Source organism: Streptomyces sp. NC-S4 (assembly GCF_054353315.1).
Window position 1 is genome coordinate 7982864 of the sequence record NZ_CM135937.1, and the last position, 14576, is coordinate 7997439.

General features: G+C 72.7%; 12 protein-coding genes, 1 pseudogene and 1 riboswitch. Of the genes and pseudogenes, 8 read left to right on the top strand and 5 right to left on the bottom strand.

The window, feature by feature from the left end; all coding sequences use genetic code 11:
• Position 1 precedes the first annotated feature (1 nt).
• Both ACXNSR_RS35710 and ACXNSR_RS35715 read right to left on the bottom strand, forming a co-directional pair.
• The gene (locus tag ACXNSR_RS35710; RefSeq protein WP_458639470.1) at positions 2-949 is read right to left on the bottom strand and encodes a hypothetical protein; all 948 of its coding nucleotides are present in this window, start codon (positions 947-949) and stop codon (positions 2-4) included.
• Positions 949-3732, bottom strand: coding sequence for a prenyltransferase/squalene oxidase repeat-containing protein (locus tag ACXNSR_RS35715; protein WP_458639471.1), 2784 nt, complete (start codon positions 3730-3732; stop codon positions 949-951). The genes ACXNSR_RS35710 and ACXNSR_RS35715 overlap by 1 nt, the downstream gene beginning before the upstream one ends.
• A gap of 371 nt (positions 3733-4103) precedes the next feature.
• Positions 4104-4231: riboswitch (cobalamin riboswitch) on the top strand.
• A gap of 116 nt (positions 4232-4347) precedes the next feature.
• Here ACXNSR_RS35715 and ACXNSR_RS35720 point away from each other — a divergent pair.
• Positions 4348-5760, top strand: coding sequence for a prenyltransferase/squalene oxidase repeat-containing protein (locus ACXNSR_RS35720; RefSeq protein ID WP_458639472.1), 1413 nt, complete (start codon positions 4348-4350; stop codon positions 5758-5760).
• Between the two features lie 259 nt (positions 5761-6019).
• Here ACXNSR_RS35720 and ACXNSR_RS35725 read toward each other — a convergent pair whose 3' ends face one another.
• Positions 6020-6286 (bottom strand): protealysin inhibitor emfourin, encoded by a 267-nt coding sequence (locus ACXNSR_RS35725; RefSeq protein WP_458639473.1) that lies wholly within the window; start codon positions 6284-6286, stop codon positions 6020-6022.
• Between the two features lie 274 nt (positions 6287-6560).
• Here ACXNSR_RS35725 and ACXNSR_RS35730 point away from each other — a divergent pair.
• Positions 6561-7754 (top strand): annotated as a pseudogene (locus tag ACXNSR_RS35730) (PP2C family protein-serine/threonine phosphatase).
• Between the two features lie 112 nt (positions 7755-7866).
• Complete coding sequence (locus ACXNSR_RS35735; protein WP_458639474.1) at positions 7867-8262, top strand: ATP-binding protein; 396 nt, start codon at positions 7867-7869, stop codon at positions 8260-8262.
• Positions 8263-8280: 18 nt separating this feature from the next.
• On the opposite strand, the gene ACXNSR_RS35740 is transcribed toward ACXNSR_RS35735, so the two are convergent.
• Entirely contained in the window at positions 8281-8748 is a 468-nt protein-coding gene (locus ACXNSR_RS35740; protein WP_458639475.1) for a hemerythrin domain-containing protein, read from the bottom strand.
• Between the two features lie 233 nt (positions 8749-8981).
• Between ACXNSR_RS35740 and ACXNSR_RS35745 the strand changes: the two genes are divergently transcribed.
• Both ACXNSR_RS35745 and ACXNSR_RS35750 read left to right on the top strand, forming a co-directional pair.
• Positions 8982-9194 (top strand): hypothetical protein, encoded by a 213-nt coding sequence (locus tag ACXNSR_RS35745; protein ID WP_458639476.1) that lies wholly within the window; start codon positions 8982-8984, stop codon positions 9192-9194.
• The gene (locus tag ACXNSR_RS35750) at positions 9191-9457 is read left to right on the top strand and encodes a DUF4235 domain-containing protein (RefSeq protein ID WP_458639477.1); all 267 of its coding nucleotides are present in this window, start codon (positions 9191-9193) and stop codon (positions 9455-9457) included. Before ACXNSR_RS35745 ends, ACXNSR_RS35750 begins: the two co-directional genes overlap by 4 nt.
• An 88-nt stretch (positions 9458-9545) precedes the next feature.
• On the opposite strand, the gene ACXNSR_RS35755 is transcribed toward ACXNSR_RS35750, so the two are convergent.
• Positions 9546-11309, bottom strand: a complete 1764-nt coding sequence (locus ACXNSR_RS35755) for a SpoIIE family protein phosphatase (RefSeq protein WP_458639478.1) — start codon at positions 11307-11309, stop codon at positions 9546-9548.
• Positions 11310-11600: 291 nt separating this feature from the next.
• Here ACXNSR_RS35755 and ACXNSR_RS35760 point away from each other — a divergent pair, with 291 nt between their 5' ends.
• The 3 genes from ACXNSR_RS35760 to ACXNSR_RS35770 all read left to right on the top strand — a co-directional run bounded on the left by ACXNSR_RS35760 (position 11601) and on the right by ACXNSR_RS35770 (position 14544).
• The gene (locus ACXNSR_RS35760; protein ID WP_458639479.1) at positions 11601-12767 is read left to right on the top strand and encodes a carboxylate-amine ligase; all 1167 of its coding nucleotides are present in this window, start codon (positions 11601-11603) and stop codon (positions 12765-12767) included.
• Positions 12768-12875: 108 nt separating this feature from the next.
• Positions 12876-13121, top strand: coding sequence for a hypothetical protein (locus tag ACXNSR_RS35765; protein WP_458639480.1), 246 nt, complete (start codon positions 12876-12878; stop codon positions 13119-13121).
• 1 nt (position 13122) lies between these two features.
• On the top strand, positions 13123-14544 hold the full coding sequence (locus ACXNSR_RS35770) for a mycothione reductase (RefSeq protein WP_458639481.1): 1422 nt from the start codon (positions 13123-13125) through the stop codon (positions 14542-14544).
• Positions 14545-14576 lie beyond the last annotated feature (32 nt).

Here is a 14576-nt window from a genome sequence, read left to right on the forward strand (position 1 = left end):
GCTACTCCGTACGGCGGCGGCGCCTGGCCGCGAACACGGCGGCGGGGCCGATCAGCAGCACCAGCGCTCCGGTGGCGACGGCGGGCAGGAAGGAGCCCGCGTCGTGCTGCGCGTCGGCGGCGGGCGCGGCCTCGACCACCTGGGGGCCGGGCGGCGGCGCGGCGAGCGCCGGATCGCCGGACGGGGACGACGCGGAAGGCGTGGGCGCGGTGCTCGCGGTGGGGCTCTCCGGGGCCGGGGCCGGGATCGGGTCCGATACCGGGGCCGTGGGGCCGGGCGCCGGCGTCGTGGCGGAGGACGCCGCACCCGGCGGCGGGTTCTCCGGCCTGGGACCGGTGTTGGCGTTCGGCGGCAGCGGCGCCGCCGTGCGGGTGTCCTTCGGCGCGGGTCCGCCGGCGGGCCGGGTGTTCTTGGCGCGCAGCTGGTCGGGGGTGACCGTGGGCTTCCCCTCGGTGCCCTCGACGTTCGTCCCGCCGAAGATCCACAGGTCGACGCTGCCGGGCTTCGGCCTGTAGAGCATGGCGCCGAGCCGGCTGTACTCCCAGGTGTTCTGGCCGGGGTTCGCGTGCCAGTACGACCAGTAGGCGGAGGCGGGCGGGGTCAGGACGCAGTCGTCCTCCTGCGGGGTCGGGAACTGCCTGCCGCCCTGGTGGCCGCTGTAGCCGATCCGGCAGATGAAGGCGGGCCCGTCGTGGCCGGTGCCGGTCGTGGCCCAGCCGCCCTGGTTGAGCAGCTCGTAGCCGGTGGTGGGGGTCGTACCGCAGGAGCGGTAGACGGGTCCGCCCCAGCGGCTGAAGTCCACCGCGAGGACGACCCCGGACGAGGTGGTGCACTGCCCCATGGGCTGCGGGGCGGCCCCCGCCGGGGCCGCGGTGGCGGCGAAGGCCGCGACCGTCAGCCCCAGCGCGGCCGCTGCACGGGCCGGGGCCCGCAGGGTGCGCTCGCGCATCACGCCCGGCCTCCGGTCGTCCCGTGCCGGCGCCGGCGGCGGGCGACGCGGGTCGTACCCCAGCCGCCGAGCACCAGGGCCGCGGCCGCGGCGGCGAGGCCGGCGACCTGGGTTCCGGTGGAGGCGAGATGGCCGCCCGACCCCGAGCCGCTGCTGCCGCCGGCCGTCTCCCCGCCCGGGGTCACGATGACGGGAGTGCCGGGAGTGCCGGAAGTGCCGCTGGGGACGGGCTGCGGGGTGGTGCCGTCCAGGCTGCGGGTGAGGGTGGCGAAGGAGATTCCGGTGGCGCCGCCGACCGCCTGGGTGGAGGCGCGGACGTCCGAACCGGGCTGGCCGCCCTTGTTGACGACGAATCCGCCGTCGCCGTTCTGCTGGGTCGCCAGGAACGCGCGGGCCTTGGCGATCTGCGTACGGTACTTGGGCGTGTCCAGGGACATGCCCTGGACCGCGAGGGCGGCGGAGTTGACGGAGTTGCCGGAGGCTCCGGGGAATCCGCCGTCGTCCGTCTGCTGCGCGGCCAGCCAGACCAGGGCCTTGTCCACGGCTGCCTGCGCCTTGGCGTCCGCAAGCAGGTCGAGGGCCATCGCCGCCATGGCGGTGGAGTCGACCTCGGCGCCGCTGGGCGTCCCGATCAGGCTGGGCCAGGCGCCCGAGGGCTCCTGGAGGCTCTCCAGGTACGCGATCGGATCGGCCGCCGCGGCGCTCTCGCCGGCGCGGACCTGGGCGATGACGGCGAGGGACTGGGAGAAGACGGACGGGGCGTTGGTGTAGGCGCCCTTGGCGGCGCAGCTCCGGTCGGGCGCGGTGCTCGGGGCCGGGCAGACGGCCTTGGCGAGGGCGGCGATCAGGTCCTGGCCGCCGAAGGCGCGCGGATCGCGGCCCACCGCCTCGGCGAGCAGGGCGGTCTTGCCGATGTACCCGCCGCCGGCGTACTTGGTGCCGATCAGGGTCCAGTCGTGGACGCCGCGGCCCTTGCCGTCCTTGCCGCCCTTGTCGAGGAAGTCGACGATGTTGCGCAGCGCGGCGTTGTTCTCGCCGGTGGCGGCCAGGGCGTAGGCCCCGTCGATGGTCATGCCGTAGTCGGCGAAGCCGCTGCCGGGGGCGTTCTCGTAGTAGCGGCCCTGGATCAGACGGGTGGTGTCGGTGAGGTACGCGATGCCCTTCTTCAGGTCCGGTCCGTCGCCCGGGGGAGTGGTGGGAGGCGAAGGCGTGGTCGGGGGCGAAGGAGTGGTCGGCGGCGTGGGCGGGTCCGCCTTCTTGGTGGTCAGCTTCACCAGGTCGCTCTTCGCGGCCGCGACGACGGCGGGGGCGGTCGGGTACAACTGCGGCTCGGTCAGGCCCTCTTCGAAGCCGAAGGCCCCGCCCGGGAGCTGCTGCTTGGAAAGCCAGAACAGGCCCGCGTCCGCGTACGGGGTGTCGCCGAGGGCGCGCATGGCCTGGGCCGCCCAGCCGGTGGACGCCGCGTTGCCGGTGGTCATGTAGGCGGCGGCGGGCCAGGCACCGGTGGGCAGCTGGGACTTCCGCAGGTGGGCGCGGGCCTTTTCGACGACGGCGTCGTGGCCTCCGGCCCGCTTGAGGGCCAGGGTGATCAGCGCGGTGGCGTTCGCGTCGCTGTCGCACCATCCGCCGGCGCGGATGAGGATGCTGGTGAACCCGCCGTCCTCGCACTGGAGGGCGGTCAGCCGCTTCACGGCGTCGGCGGGAGGCGTCACGCCGCCGTTCAGCAGGGCGATGACGGCCATGGCCTGGGCATCGGACTGGCCGGTGGTGCGGAAGTCGCCCTTGGTGAGGCAGCCTTCGATCGTCTCGCCGTCGCCGATGTCCCTCGGGCAGACGTACTTGAGCAGGTCGCCGAGCAGGTCGTGCCCGCCGAAGGCACGGGGATCCCTGCCCGTGGCCTCGGCGACCAGCGCGAGTCGCGCGGCGGCGGTCGCGTCGGGGATCCCGGCCTTGCCGGCCGGATAGGCGTACGCGTCCGTGTGCGCGGGCGTGGCCAGGAAGTCGGCGGCCTTGCGGGCCGCCGGGCTCTTGGGGTCGGCGCCGGCCAGGGCGTACACGGCCTCCGTGGTGAGCAGGTAGTTCGGGGTGGTGGCGCCCTCGTCCACGACCCGCTCGCCGTCGGTCAGCCTCCCGGTGATCCAGCGGGTGGCGGCGGCCACGTCGACGGTGCCCGGCGGCACGGGGGGCGGACCCGTCGGGTCCGGGTCGGGCTTGCCGCCCGCGGCGCGCACGTCGTCGGGGGAGAAGGCGGGCTTGCCCGAGGTGCCGCCGATGTCCGTGCTGCCGAACACCCAGGCGTCCACGTCACCGGCCCTCGGGATCCGGGCCATCGCGCCCAGCGAGCTGTAGGTCCAGCTCTTCTGGCCGGGGGACGCGGTCCAGTACGACCAGTACGCGGTCGCCTGCGGGGTCAGGACGCACTTCTCCTTGTCCGCCGTGGGGTACTGGGTACCGGAGTTGAAGGATCCGCTGCCGATGCGGCATATGAAGCCGGGGCCGTCGTGCTGGGTGCCCTCCGTGGTGAAACCGCCGGCGCTGAGCAACTCGTAGCCCGTGGTGGGGCTGGTGTCGCAGCCCCGCTCGACCTTCCCGCCGAACGGGCCGAAGTCGACGGCGACGATGGCGCCGGTGGTGGCCGTGCACCCCTCGATCGGGTCGGCCGCCGCGGACGTCGTACCGGTGCCGAAGGCCACGCCGGTGCCGAAGGTCAGCAGCGCCGCCGACAGCAGCGACACCCGCCTCTTCCGCCTCGTGCGTCGCTCTGCTCGCTCTGCGGTCCCCACCACGGCCCCTCGTGTCGGCCGGGCGGACCAGTGCGTGGCAAAGGGCTCCCCGTACGCGCAGGGCGCGGGCCGCCGGGCACGGAGCGCCGGGCGCGGCGCAGAACGCTGAGCGCGGAGGAAGCCTTCGAACCACGCCGTAGTCCGCGACGGCGTTTCTCGCTGCAAAAACCTGGCTCCAGGCATTCCGGCTCGCCCGGTGGGACCGGGCCTACGGTTGCGGGTCAGCGCCGGAATCAGACCGGCTTCCCCTGGAGTTGAGTGCTTATCAGTCGGAGTGGAACACGCCGATAAAGACAGCGTCAAGGTGGCCTGCGTCTCAGGGGACACGCTCCGGACGGGTCCCGCCGGACCGCTCCCGCCCGGCTGGCGGACCCTTGATCACTCGGGTAGCGTCCAGGGCTGCCAGATGGGGGAATCCGGTGGGAAGCCGGAGCTGACGCGCAGCGGTGTGGGACGGCGGGGCCGTCCCCGAGCCCGAATGCCCATACGGCGATGCAGCACAGGAAGCCGTACCACGCGTTCCGGACGGCGGCCCTCCGGCATGCCCGGCCGTGCCTCCGCACGGTGATCGGGGCGTCGGCAGCGGTCGGCGTCCGCCGATTCCAGGAGCAGGCCATGTCCCGTCCCCGTACCTCCCGCCGGCTCGCGCTCGCGGTGCCCGCCGCGCTCGGCGCGTTCGCCCTCACCGCGCTGCCCGCGTCCGCGACCTCGTCGCCCGCGCAGCTCGCCACCTCGAAGACCAACGGCGTCGCCTACCTCAAGTCCCTTCAGGCGGCGGACGGTTCGTACGCCGGTGCGGGCCTTTCCAACGAGTGGGCGTTCAGCGCCTTCGCCGCGACCGGTACGGCCGTCGTGGACGTCTACCCCGGTGGCGACACGACGAAGAACGCCCGCACCGTCTACCGCAACCTGATCCAGGCGGCGGGCTGGCCGTCCGCCTCCCCGGTGGTCACCGACTACGAGCGCGGCGTCCTGAACGCGTACGCCGCCGGCATCGACCCGGCCCGCGTCTCCGCCTCCCGCAACCTCGTGGCGAACGTCTACTCCTACTGGCAGACGGCGGAGGCGGGCTACTTCGGCACCTCCGGCAACTTCAACGGCACGGTCTTCGCGGCCCTTTCGCTCGGCGGCGCCAGGACGCAGGCCGGCGGCGCCCGCATCCCGCAGGCGCTCACCGACTCGATCGTCACCCGGATCCGCGCCAACCAGCACGTGGACGGCGGCTGGACCTTCCAGAAGGCCGAGGGCAACCCGACCGTCCTCAACTCCGCGAGCGACGTCGACATGACCGGGGCGGCCATGGCGGCCCTGTGCGTCTCCGGCGTCCCCAACACCGACACGGACGTCGTCCGGGCGAAGAACTTCCTCAAGAGCACGCTGGCCCCCTCCACCGGTGCCTTCAACTCCCTCTACGGGGTCAACACCAGCTCCAACGGCTGGGGTGTCGCGGGCCTGAACGCCTGCGGCTTCAACCCGCAGACCGGCGACTTCCTCACGGCCACCGGGAAGACCCCGGTCGACTTCCTGATAGCCAACCAGTACAACCCGGCGGGCGGCTTCAAGTACAAGCCCTCCGACACCGTCCCCTCCGCCTACTCCTCCATCGACGCCCTGCGCGCCGTCGCGGGCGGCGGCTTCACCACGGCCCCGCCCGTCCCGGTCACCCCCGGCGCCCCGCAGTGGGTCGCCCAGCCGACCTTCACCGCGGGTACGGCCACCAAGCTGGCGCTGACCGTCGACGACGGGGCCGGGAACCTCAAGGTCTGCTCGGTGGCCTTCACCCCGACCGGTACGACCACCACCCTCGGCGACGTCCTGAACGCGGCCACCACCGGGGCGACCCCGGCCGGCTGCGTCACGAGCGTGACCCCCTCGTCGGGCACGGGCACCGTCACCGCCGTGGGCGGCAAGGCCAACAGTGGCTCCAACACCTGGAAGGTCAGCGTCGACGGCTCCGCGTTCGCCGGCGCGGTCCGCAACAAGGTCATCAACGTGGGCGACACCATCGCCCTGCGCTGGGGCGCCTGACCACCGAACACCGGTGGGGCTGCGGACCTTCGAGCCCGTGGCCGCGCCCGCTGATGTGGGCCTGTCCCGGGCCGGGATCGGTGCCTGAGCCGCAGCGCCGCTTCGCTCACCGGGCTGTGGAGCGCGCGCTGGCCGTGGCGCGGGGGCGGCGCGCGGTGGTCGGACCCTGAGCGGTACGGCGGGACGGTCCGCCGTTGCCGTACCGGCCGCGGTCGGGCAGGTACGGCAACGCCCGACCGGGGCCGGGTGGGCGGGCTGCTCAGGCGGCAGCGCCCAGAACGGCGTCGATCAGCTGCCGCTGGTCCTCGGTGAGGTACGGATCCTGCAGTTCCATCAGCTTGCCGTCGACGCTGACGGAGTAGCTGAAGCCGTCGGGAACGGGGTGCTGCCCTGCCGGGCCCTCACCGCTGAGCGCGAGCTCTGCCAGCCGCTCCAGCTCGGGCCCGTCCGCGCGGCACTCCGTTTCGACGGACGCGGTCCGCTCCCTGCCCGCGAACCCGCCCGTGCGTGTGACGGTGATCAGCATGATGAGACCTCCTTGGAGAGAGCACCGCCCGCCCGTTCGGTCGTTCGGCCGTTGGGCCGGAGACGATCCCGGAGGCGGTGCATGGCTGTGGTCAGCGTTCGTCTGCCCGCGAAAGCCGCACACGCGCCTCCGCACGCGCATCGATCGGCAAGATGTCCGAAAGCGGCCCTGCTGCACCCGCGGTGTCGGCCGATGCGGGTCCGTCACGCCGGAGGTGGACTTGAAGGGGTAAAAGGGTGCAAATTGTCTTGTGGCAGGGGACGCGGAGGGTGATGTGGCGCGAGATCGGATCGGGCTGGCCGAGGTACTGGCTGAGGCGGGCGCCGCCGCCCCGGTGAACTCCCTCGACGTGGTCGCGCGCAATCTGAGTGACCGGTTCGGCGCGCGGTACGTGTCGTTCCTGTTCGTCGATGTCGTCGGCCGACGCCTCCTGCGCGTCCACGACACGGTGGCCACGTACCAGGAGGAGCGTGCCGCGCAGGTCTCCCTCGCCGGCCACGGTGTCTACGACGAGGTCCTGCGGACCCAGAAGCCGGTGCTGGCACCGGAGGGCGAGCAAGGACAGCGGGTGCTCGTCCCCGTCACCAACCGCGGCGACGTCATCGGCGTCCTGGAGCTGTTCCTCTCCCACGTCACGCCGGACGTGCTGGACCAGATCGAAGAGGCCGCGCACGCGCTGGCGTACGTCATCGTCACCGACCGCCGTTTCACCGACCTCTACCACTAGGGCAACCGCACCGACTCGGTCAGCCTCGCCGCGGAGATCCAGCGCCAGCTCCTGCCCTCGGCCCCCTCCTGCGATGCCGCCGAGTTCGCTCTCGCCGGAGCCCTCGTCCCGGCCTCCGACATCGCCGGGGATACCTATGACTACAGCCTCGGCCACGACACCCTGCACCTGTCCATCACCGACGCCATGGGCCACGACGTCAATGCCTCGCTCATGGCCACGCTCCTGGTCAACGCTTCCCGCGGCGCCCGCCGCGCCGCAGCGGACCTCGCCGAACAAGCTCGCCAGACGCACCAGGCCCTCCTCGACCACGGCCGGCACACCTTCGCCACCGGCCAGCTGCTGCGCATCGCCCTGGACGGCACCGGCGCCCGGCTCGTCAACGCCGGCCACCCCTGGCCCCTGCGGCTGCGCGACGGCGCGGTCGATGAACTGCACCTGGCTGTGAACATGCCCTTCGGCATCCCCCACCAGGGCCCCTACCAGGTCCAGGAACTCGACCTGCGCCCCGGTGACCGCCTCGTGCTCTACACGGACGGAATGCAGGAACGCCAGGCCGAATCGGTCGACCTGCCCGGCCTCATCCGCAGTACGGCGGCCGAGCATCCGCGCGAGGTCGTGCGCACTCTGGTCGCCGCGGTCACCGATGCCTACGACGGCCGGCCGCTGAGGGACGACGCCACCGTCCTGTGCCTGGACTGGTACGGCCCCCCGTCCGGACGCCGGCGTGCGAACCCCTGAGCCGCCGCCCTGCCCGCGTGCGACGGAAACCGACCTGCCGCGAGGCGTTCGGCTGATTTCTCCTTCCCGGACCGGGCAGGTGCCTTGTAGGAGCACGACGGGAGGAGGAGGAATGGGTGAAACCGTCCTCGACCGGTTCCTGCCCCGCCGAGGGCAGCCCACGGTGTCGGCGCGCGACGCGACCCGCGCCTTCCTCCATCACGCCGCCCGCGTGCGGCCGCCCACCGGGCCCGGGAACGGCGACGCCGTGCTCCTGGTCGTCGGCGAGCTGGTTGCCAACGCCATGCGCCACACCTTCGGGCCCGCATCGCTCCACCTCGAACTGCACGGTGATCACATCGACATCTGCGTCACCGACACCAGCCCCCACCCGCCCGAGCCGCGCCCGCCCCACACCGACGGAACCGGTGGCTGGGGATGGCAACTGATCAATCACCTGACCACCGACGTGCACATCGACCCCACCCCCGACGGCGGAAAGACCATCTGCGCCCGCGCCCCGTGGTAAGGGTTCCGCTTTACGCGTTTACGCGCTCGGGACGGCCAGGGGATCGGTCGGGGCGGTCTTCTTCGCCGCCTCCATTTCCTCGCCGAGTTCGGTGAGGCGGTTGCGGCCCATGGCCTTGCGGACGTCCGGGAACCACTCCTTCTCCTCCTCCTCGACGTGGTGGCGGACGTTTTCCATGAGGACCGTCATCTTGGCGTCGAACCGTTCGTCCTTCGGGTCGAGGTCCTTGAGTTCGGAGAGCATCCACAGCACGACATGGTGTTCTTCGATGCTTTCGAGAACGTGGTCCTTGGTGTCGGGGTCGGCCTCTCGGGCAGCGGGGTAGAAGACCTTCTCCTCGATCCACGTGTGCGTGGTGAGTTCCTCGATGACCTGGTCGGCGATCTTCCGCTTCGTGGCGTGCGCGGCGTCGCCGGCCTTCTCGAACTGCTTGAACAGCTTCTCGACCGTCTTGTGGTCTTCCTTGAGCAGCACGATCCCGTCCACCGGGTCTCCTTCGTCCGTCCATGGGCACGAGGCCGATCGCCCTGACCCCCTGTACCCGGAGGGGTGGTGGCGACACGGTTCTCCGGGCGGGATGCCCCGTTCGAGCGACCCCTCCTGAGCCGAACGCCGACGCTCCCGTGGCGTGGCCCTCGCGTGCGTGGGTGCCCGGCCCGATATCGGGTAGACGCGCCATGACAGGCCGACCCGACCGAGACCGAGGAGAGGGCGCAGTGATGAGCAACGAACCCCGAACCCTGGCCGCCGACCGCCTCCGCGTGCAGACCCGGCAGGCCGCGCAGCGGGTGAAGGACGCGACACCCGATCCGGTTCTCCACCAGGCCGGCCAGGCCGCGACCGCGGTACGTGCCAACCGTACGCCGCTGCTCGTCGTCGGCGCCGCTCTGGTCGTCCTCCTCCTGGCGCGGCACGGCCGCGGACGACGATGAAAGCGTCCACGGTCGCCTACAAGCCGGTCGGGCTGGTTCTGGGCGCCGTCGGTGGCATGATCGCGGCGGCCGCGTTCAAGCAGGTCTGGAAGATCGTCGAAGGCGAAGGCGACGCTCCCAGTGCCACGGACGAAGACCGCTCCTGGCGGGAGATCCTCATCGCCGCCGCCCTCCAGGGCGCGATCTTCGCAGTGGTCAAGGCCGCGGTCGACCGCTCGGGCGCCGTGGCGGCCCGTCGTGTGACGGGCACCTGGCCGGGCTGACCCGACCGGCCACAGGCGGACGCGCTTTTTCCCGCGGTGGTGCTCGCCGTACGGGACGACCGCCCGGGCGTCGGCCACCGGAGCACCGTCAGGGGACCCGCAGGGCCAGTACGACCACGTCGTCCTCTCCGGGAGCCGGGTCCGCCGGTCGGCTGTCGGCCAGGCGGAGCAGTTCGGGCAGCGGACGGTCACCGTGGCGGGCGAACAGGGTGACGAGCCGTGCGATGCCGGCATCGATGTCGTGGCCGCGGCGCTCGATCAGCCCGTCGGTGTAGAGCAACAGCGTCGAGCCCGGGGGAAGGGTCCGCCGGGCTTCGGTGCGCCGGAACGGCCCGAGGCCCGCATGGAGGAGGACGTCATGCTCCACCAGAGTGGTGACCCGGCCGTCGGGAGTACGGAGCAGGGGCGGCAGGTGACCGGCGTTGGACCAGGTCAGCGTCCAGTCGGGGCCGCCGTCGGCCGGGTCGAGGCGCGCGTGGACGAGCGTACCGCCGACCTCTACCGGCAGCACCGAACACGCCGCGTCGAGGGCGGTCAGAGCGGTGGCGGGGCTGTACGGGGGGTGGTCGAGGGTGGCCTGCCGCAACATGCTGCGGATCTGGCCCATGATCGTGGCGGCGTGCATGTCGTGGCCGGTGATGTCGCCCACCGTGACCATGAGCGCTCCGGGCCCGCCACCGGGCGAGCCGGGCGGCAGGTGGTAGGCGTCGTACCAGTCCCCGCCGATCATGTCGCCGACCGCCCCCGGCTGGTACACGGCGGCGATGTCCAGGTGCTCGGTGCGGGGGAGCTCGGTCAGCATGGCTTCCTGGAGCTGCCGGGCCACGGAGATGCGTTCGTCGAGGAACAGGGCTCGCTCCACCGCCTGCCCGATGTAACCGGACGCGGCGGTGAGCGTGGCACGCTCCGTGACGCCCACCTCGTGCCGCTTGGCCCAGCAGATCGCGAGGACGCCCAGCAGGGCGCGGCTGCCCCAGAGCGGCAGGCACAGCACGGTGGTGAAGCCCATGCGGTCGAAGAAGCCGACGGCCTTGGGGCTGTAGTCGGCGACGAGTGCCTCACGGTCGGGTACGAAGACCGCCCGCCGCTCCCGCATGGCCCGCGTGCTCGGGAACGCGGCGCTCAGGGGCAGCGTGAGGACCTCCCGCTCCACCGCGTGCTCGATGTCGGGGTCGGCGACCCGGTGCAGTTCGTCCTTGTCGGCGACCAGCAGTCCGACGTACGAGGGCTTTCCCACACCGACGAAGAGGTCCCGCAGCCGTCGTCTGACGTCCTCCAGCCCGGACGTCTGGGCCAGCTCCTCCGACGCCCTCAGCAGCAGTTCCGCATGGTCCAATCCGACCTGGGCCTCCTGCTCCAGGCGCTGCGCATCGCTGCGGGCGCGCTCGGCGGCGGCCCGTGCGGTCTCCAGCACCTTCTGCGCGGAGCGGCTCTGCGCCGAGAGGATGCGCAGGCGCAGCTCGGCGGAGCAGGCCGCGGCCAGACTCTCCAGGTCGGACAGCTCGTCGTCACCCCACGCCCGGGGCGTGTGGTCGACGGCGCACAGAGAACCCAGGACGAGCCCGTCGGCGTCGGTCAGGGGCATGTGCACGTACGCGACGACCCCGAGGCCGGCGAGGACCGGGTCGCAGCGCAGCCGGTCGTCGGCGCGGACATCGGGCACGGCCAACGGCTGTCCGGAGTTCATCACGTCCCGGCACGTCTCAGGCGGAAGCGGCAGTACCCGGCTCGACTCCCAGGGCTCCCGCAGACCGACCAGTCCGGGCAGGATCCGCCGGTCCTCCTCGATCAGCGAAACGAAGGCCGCCGGCACGTGCAGCAGTCGTGAAACCAGTCGCGCGAACCGGTCCATGCCGGTATCGCAAGCTGCCGAAATACCGGCGAGCCGCAAGGTCCGCTGCTGTGCGCCGCCCGGTTCCGTTCCCGGCCCCCGGCCCTGTTCCGGCATCTGTCCTCCGGTCCCGCCGTCCCGAAGCCTTCAACGGCATCGTAGAGCAGCGGGGGGTTGCTCCGCCGGTCGGCGAGGGGCGTCGGGGACGCGGCTGCGGAAAGCGACTGACGGCCGAGCAGCTGGGTAGGCGCGGGGTGGTAGCGGAAGAAGCTGCTCCGGCCCTCGCCGGCCCGTCCGAAGAAGGGCGCCGTCATGTCATCCACGGTGTTCGCCCCGGTCTGCGGTACAGATGGCGCACGCACCGCTCCGCCTCGCGGCAGGCGCAGGCCGACGGTGGGGGTGGAGGAAGAGTTCCTGCTCGTGGACCGGCGAACGGGACTGCCCGTGGCACGGGGCCCGCACGCGGTGCGGGCCGCGACCGCGGTGCTGGGCGATCAGGTGCAGACGGAGTTCTTCGGAGCGCAGGTCGAGGTGTGTACCCGGCCCACTGCGGACCTGGCGCAGCTGAGGTCCGAACTGGCCCTGCTGCGCCGGGTGATGGGAGAGGCGGCGGCCGGTGAGGGTTGTCTTCTGGTGGCGTCCGGCACTCCGGTGGTCCCGCCGGAGAGTCCGCCGACCGTGACCCCGGGAGAGCGGTACGGACGGATGGCCGCCCGGTGGCCCTCCTTGGTCGGTTCGCACGACGGGATGGTGTGCGGTTGCCACATCCACGTCGGGGTGACCGGACGCGGTCAAGCCCTCGCCCTGGCGAACCACATGCGTCCCTGGCTGCCGACGCTCCAGGCCCTTGCCGCCAACTCGCCCTTCTCCCTCGGGCGGGACAGCGGCTGGGCGAGCCGGCGCTCCGTGGAGTACGCACGCTGGCCCGGCGTGGGGCCCGCACCCCTCCTCGACGAAGCCGGCTACGAGCGGCTCGCCGACCACCTGGTGAAGACCGGTACCCTGCTGGACCGCCGGATGATCTACTGGTACGCCCGTCCCTCCGAGCACGTACCGACGCTGGAGATCCGGGTCTGCGACGTGAATGCCGACCTCGACGTGGTGCTGCTGCTCACCGCCCTGGTGCGGGGCCTGGCCACCGCACTGCTGCTCGACATCGGGGACGGACGGCCGCCCCCCGACGTGCCCGCCCGCCGCCTGCACGCCGCGCACCGGCTCGCCGCCCGGCACGGGCCGGCGGGCGAAGGCCTCGATCCCGCCGGGGGCGGGCCCGTACCGGCCCTGACCCTGGCGGAGCGGCTCCTGGCCCGTGCCGCGCCCGGGCTGGCCGCTGCCGGAGACCTCGAACTCGCGGAGGAGCTGTTCCGGCGGGTGCGGAGCCGCGGGGGCGGGGCCGCCCGTCAGCGCGCCGCGTACCTGCGGCGGGGGCGCCTGGACGACGTGGTGGGCGCACTGGTCCGGGCCACCGCAGCCGGCTGAGCCCGACCGGACCGTCCTCGGCACCGGGCGATCCCTCCGAGTGCCGCCGGACTGGAGGCCACGGAGCGGGGTAGCCGCAGGACACAGGCACCATCGAGGGAGGACACGGTGACAGACCACGAGGCGTCCAGGCGGCACGCGCGGACCACGCCGTCCGAGGCCGAGGCCGTGGGCGAAAGCGGTGACCGCGAGGCACGGCAGCAGGCGGACGATGCCGTCGTCCAGCGCTCGGGTGCGGCCGAGGGCGGCGCGGATGCCGGGGGCCACCGGGCCAAGCGCCACCGTCCGGGCACGGGGCGCGAGGAGCAGATCCAACCCCATGACGAGCGACGGGCGAACTCCGAGGACGGCTGACGTGACCAGCGCGCCCGCGCGGCGGCCCGGCCGGGTGACTCGTAGGCCTGCCGGACCGCGTCGACACGATCTTGTCGTCATCGGTGCGGGATCCGGCAACGCAGTCATCGGCGAGTCGTTCGCCGGTCTGGACGTGGCCATCGTCGAGGAACGCTGGTTCGGCGGGACCTGTCTGAACGCCGGATGCATTCCGAGCAAGATGCTCGCGTACACCGCGCACGTCGCCCGGACCGTCCGGGAAGCGGGGAGGTACGACGTGGACGCCGAGCTGCGGGCGGTGCGCTGGCGTGGGGTGCGCGACCGGGTCTTCGCTCGGCTGGACGCCGAACGGGACGACGGTCGTGCGTACCGTGAGCGGCAGGAGTCGGTCACCGTCTACGACGGCAGGGCACGGTTCACCGGCCCCAGGACCCTGCACATCGACCGGGCTGACGGGGCCGTCGACGTCAGTGCCGGACAGATCGTCATCGCGGCGGGCGGCCGGCCCCTGGTCCCCGGGCCCGTCGCGGACGCGGGCCTGCCGTACGAGACGTCCGACACCGTCATGCGCATCGACGATCCGCCCCGCCACCTGGCGATCCTCGGCGGCGGGTACATCGCCGCGGAACTGGCCGACGTGTTCGCCGAAACGGGGAGCTTCGTCACCGTCGTCGAGAAGGAGGAGCACCTGCTCGGCCCGCAGGACGTGACGGTCCGGGAGCGGTTCACCGACCTGGTCCGCTCCCGCTACGACCTCCGGCTGGGCCGGGAGGTCACGGCGGTCGGCGGTCGGCCGGGCGGACTGCGGCTGACCCTGGACGACGGATCCGCGGTCGAGGCGGACATGCTGCTCGTGGCGGTGGGCCGCGTGCCGAACAGCGACCGGCTGGACCTCGAAGCGGCCGGAATCGCCACCCACGACGACGGCCGTGTGATCGTCGACGCACACCAGCGCACCACGGCGGAAGGCGTGTTCGCACTCGGTGACATCTGCTCGCCGGTGGCTCTCAAGCACGTGGCCAACAGGGAGGCGGAGGTCGTGGCCCACAACCTCCGGAGCCCGGACGACCTGATCGCGGCCGACCACGACCTGGTGCCGGCGGCCGTCTTCACCCGGCCGCAGATCGCCTCGGTCGGCGCCACCGAGCAGGACTGCCGCGACAGCGGGCTGGACTACCTGGTGGGCACGGCCCGTTATGACGATGTCGCCTACGGATGGGCGATGGAGGACACCACCGGATTCTGCAAGGTTCTCGCCGAGCCCCGCACCGGCCGCCTCCTCGGCGCCCACCTCATGGGCCCCCAGGCCGCCACCCTCATTCAGCCCCTCGTCCTGGCGGCGACCCTCGGCATCGACGCCGCGACCCTCGCCAGGTCCCCGTACTGGATCCACCCCGCGCTCACCGAGGTCGTCGAGAACGCCCTCCTGGACCTCGACCTGTGAGCCCGGGGCCGGCCGCGTCCGGCGGCGAGCGG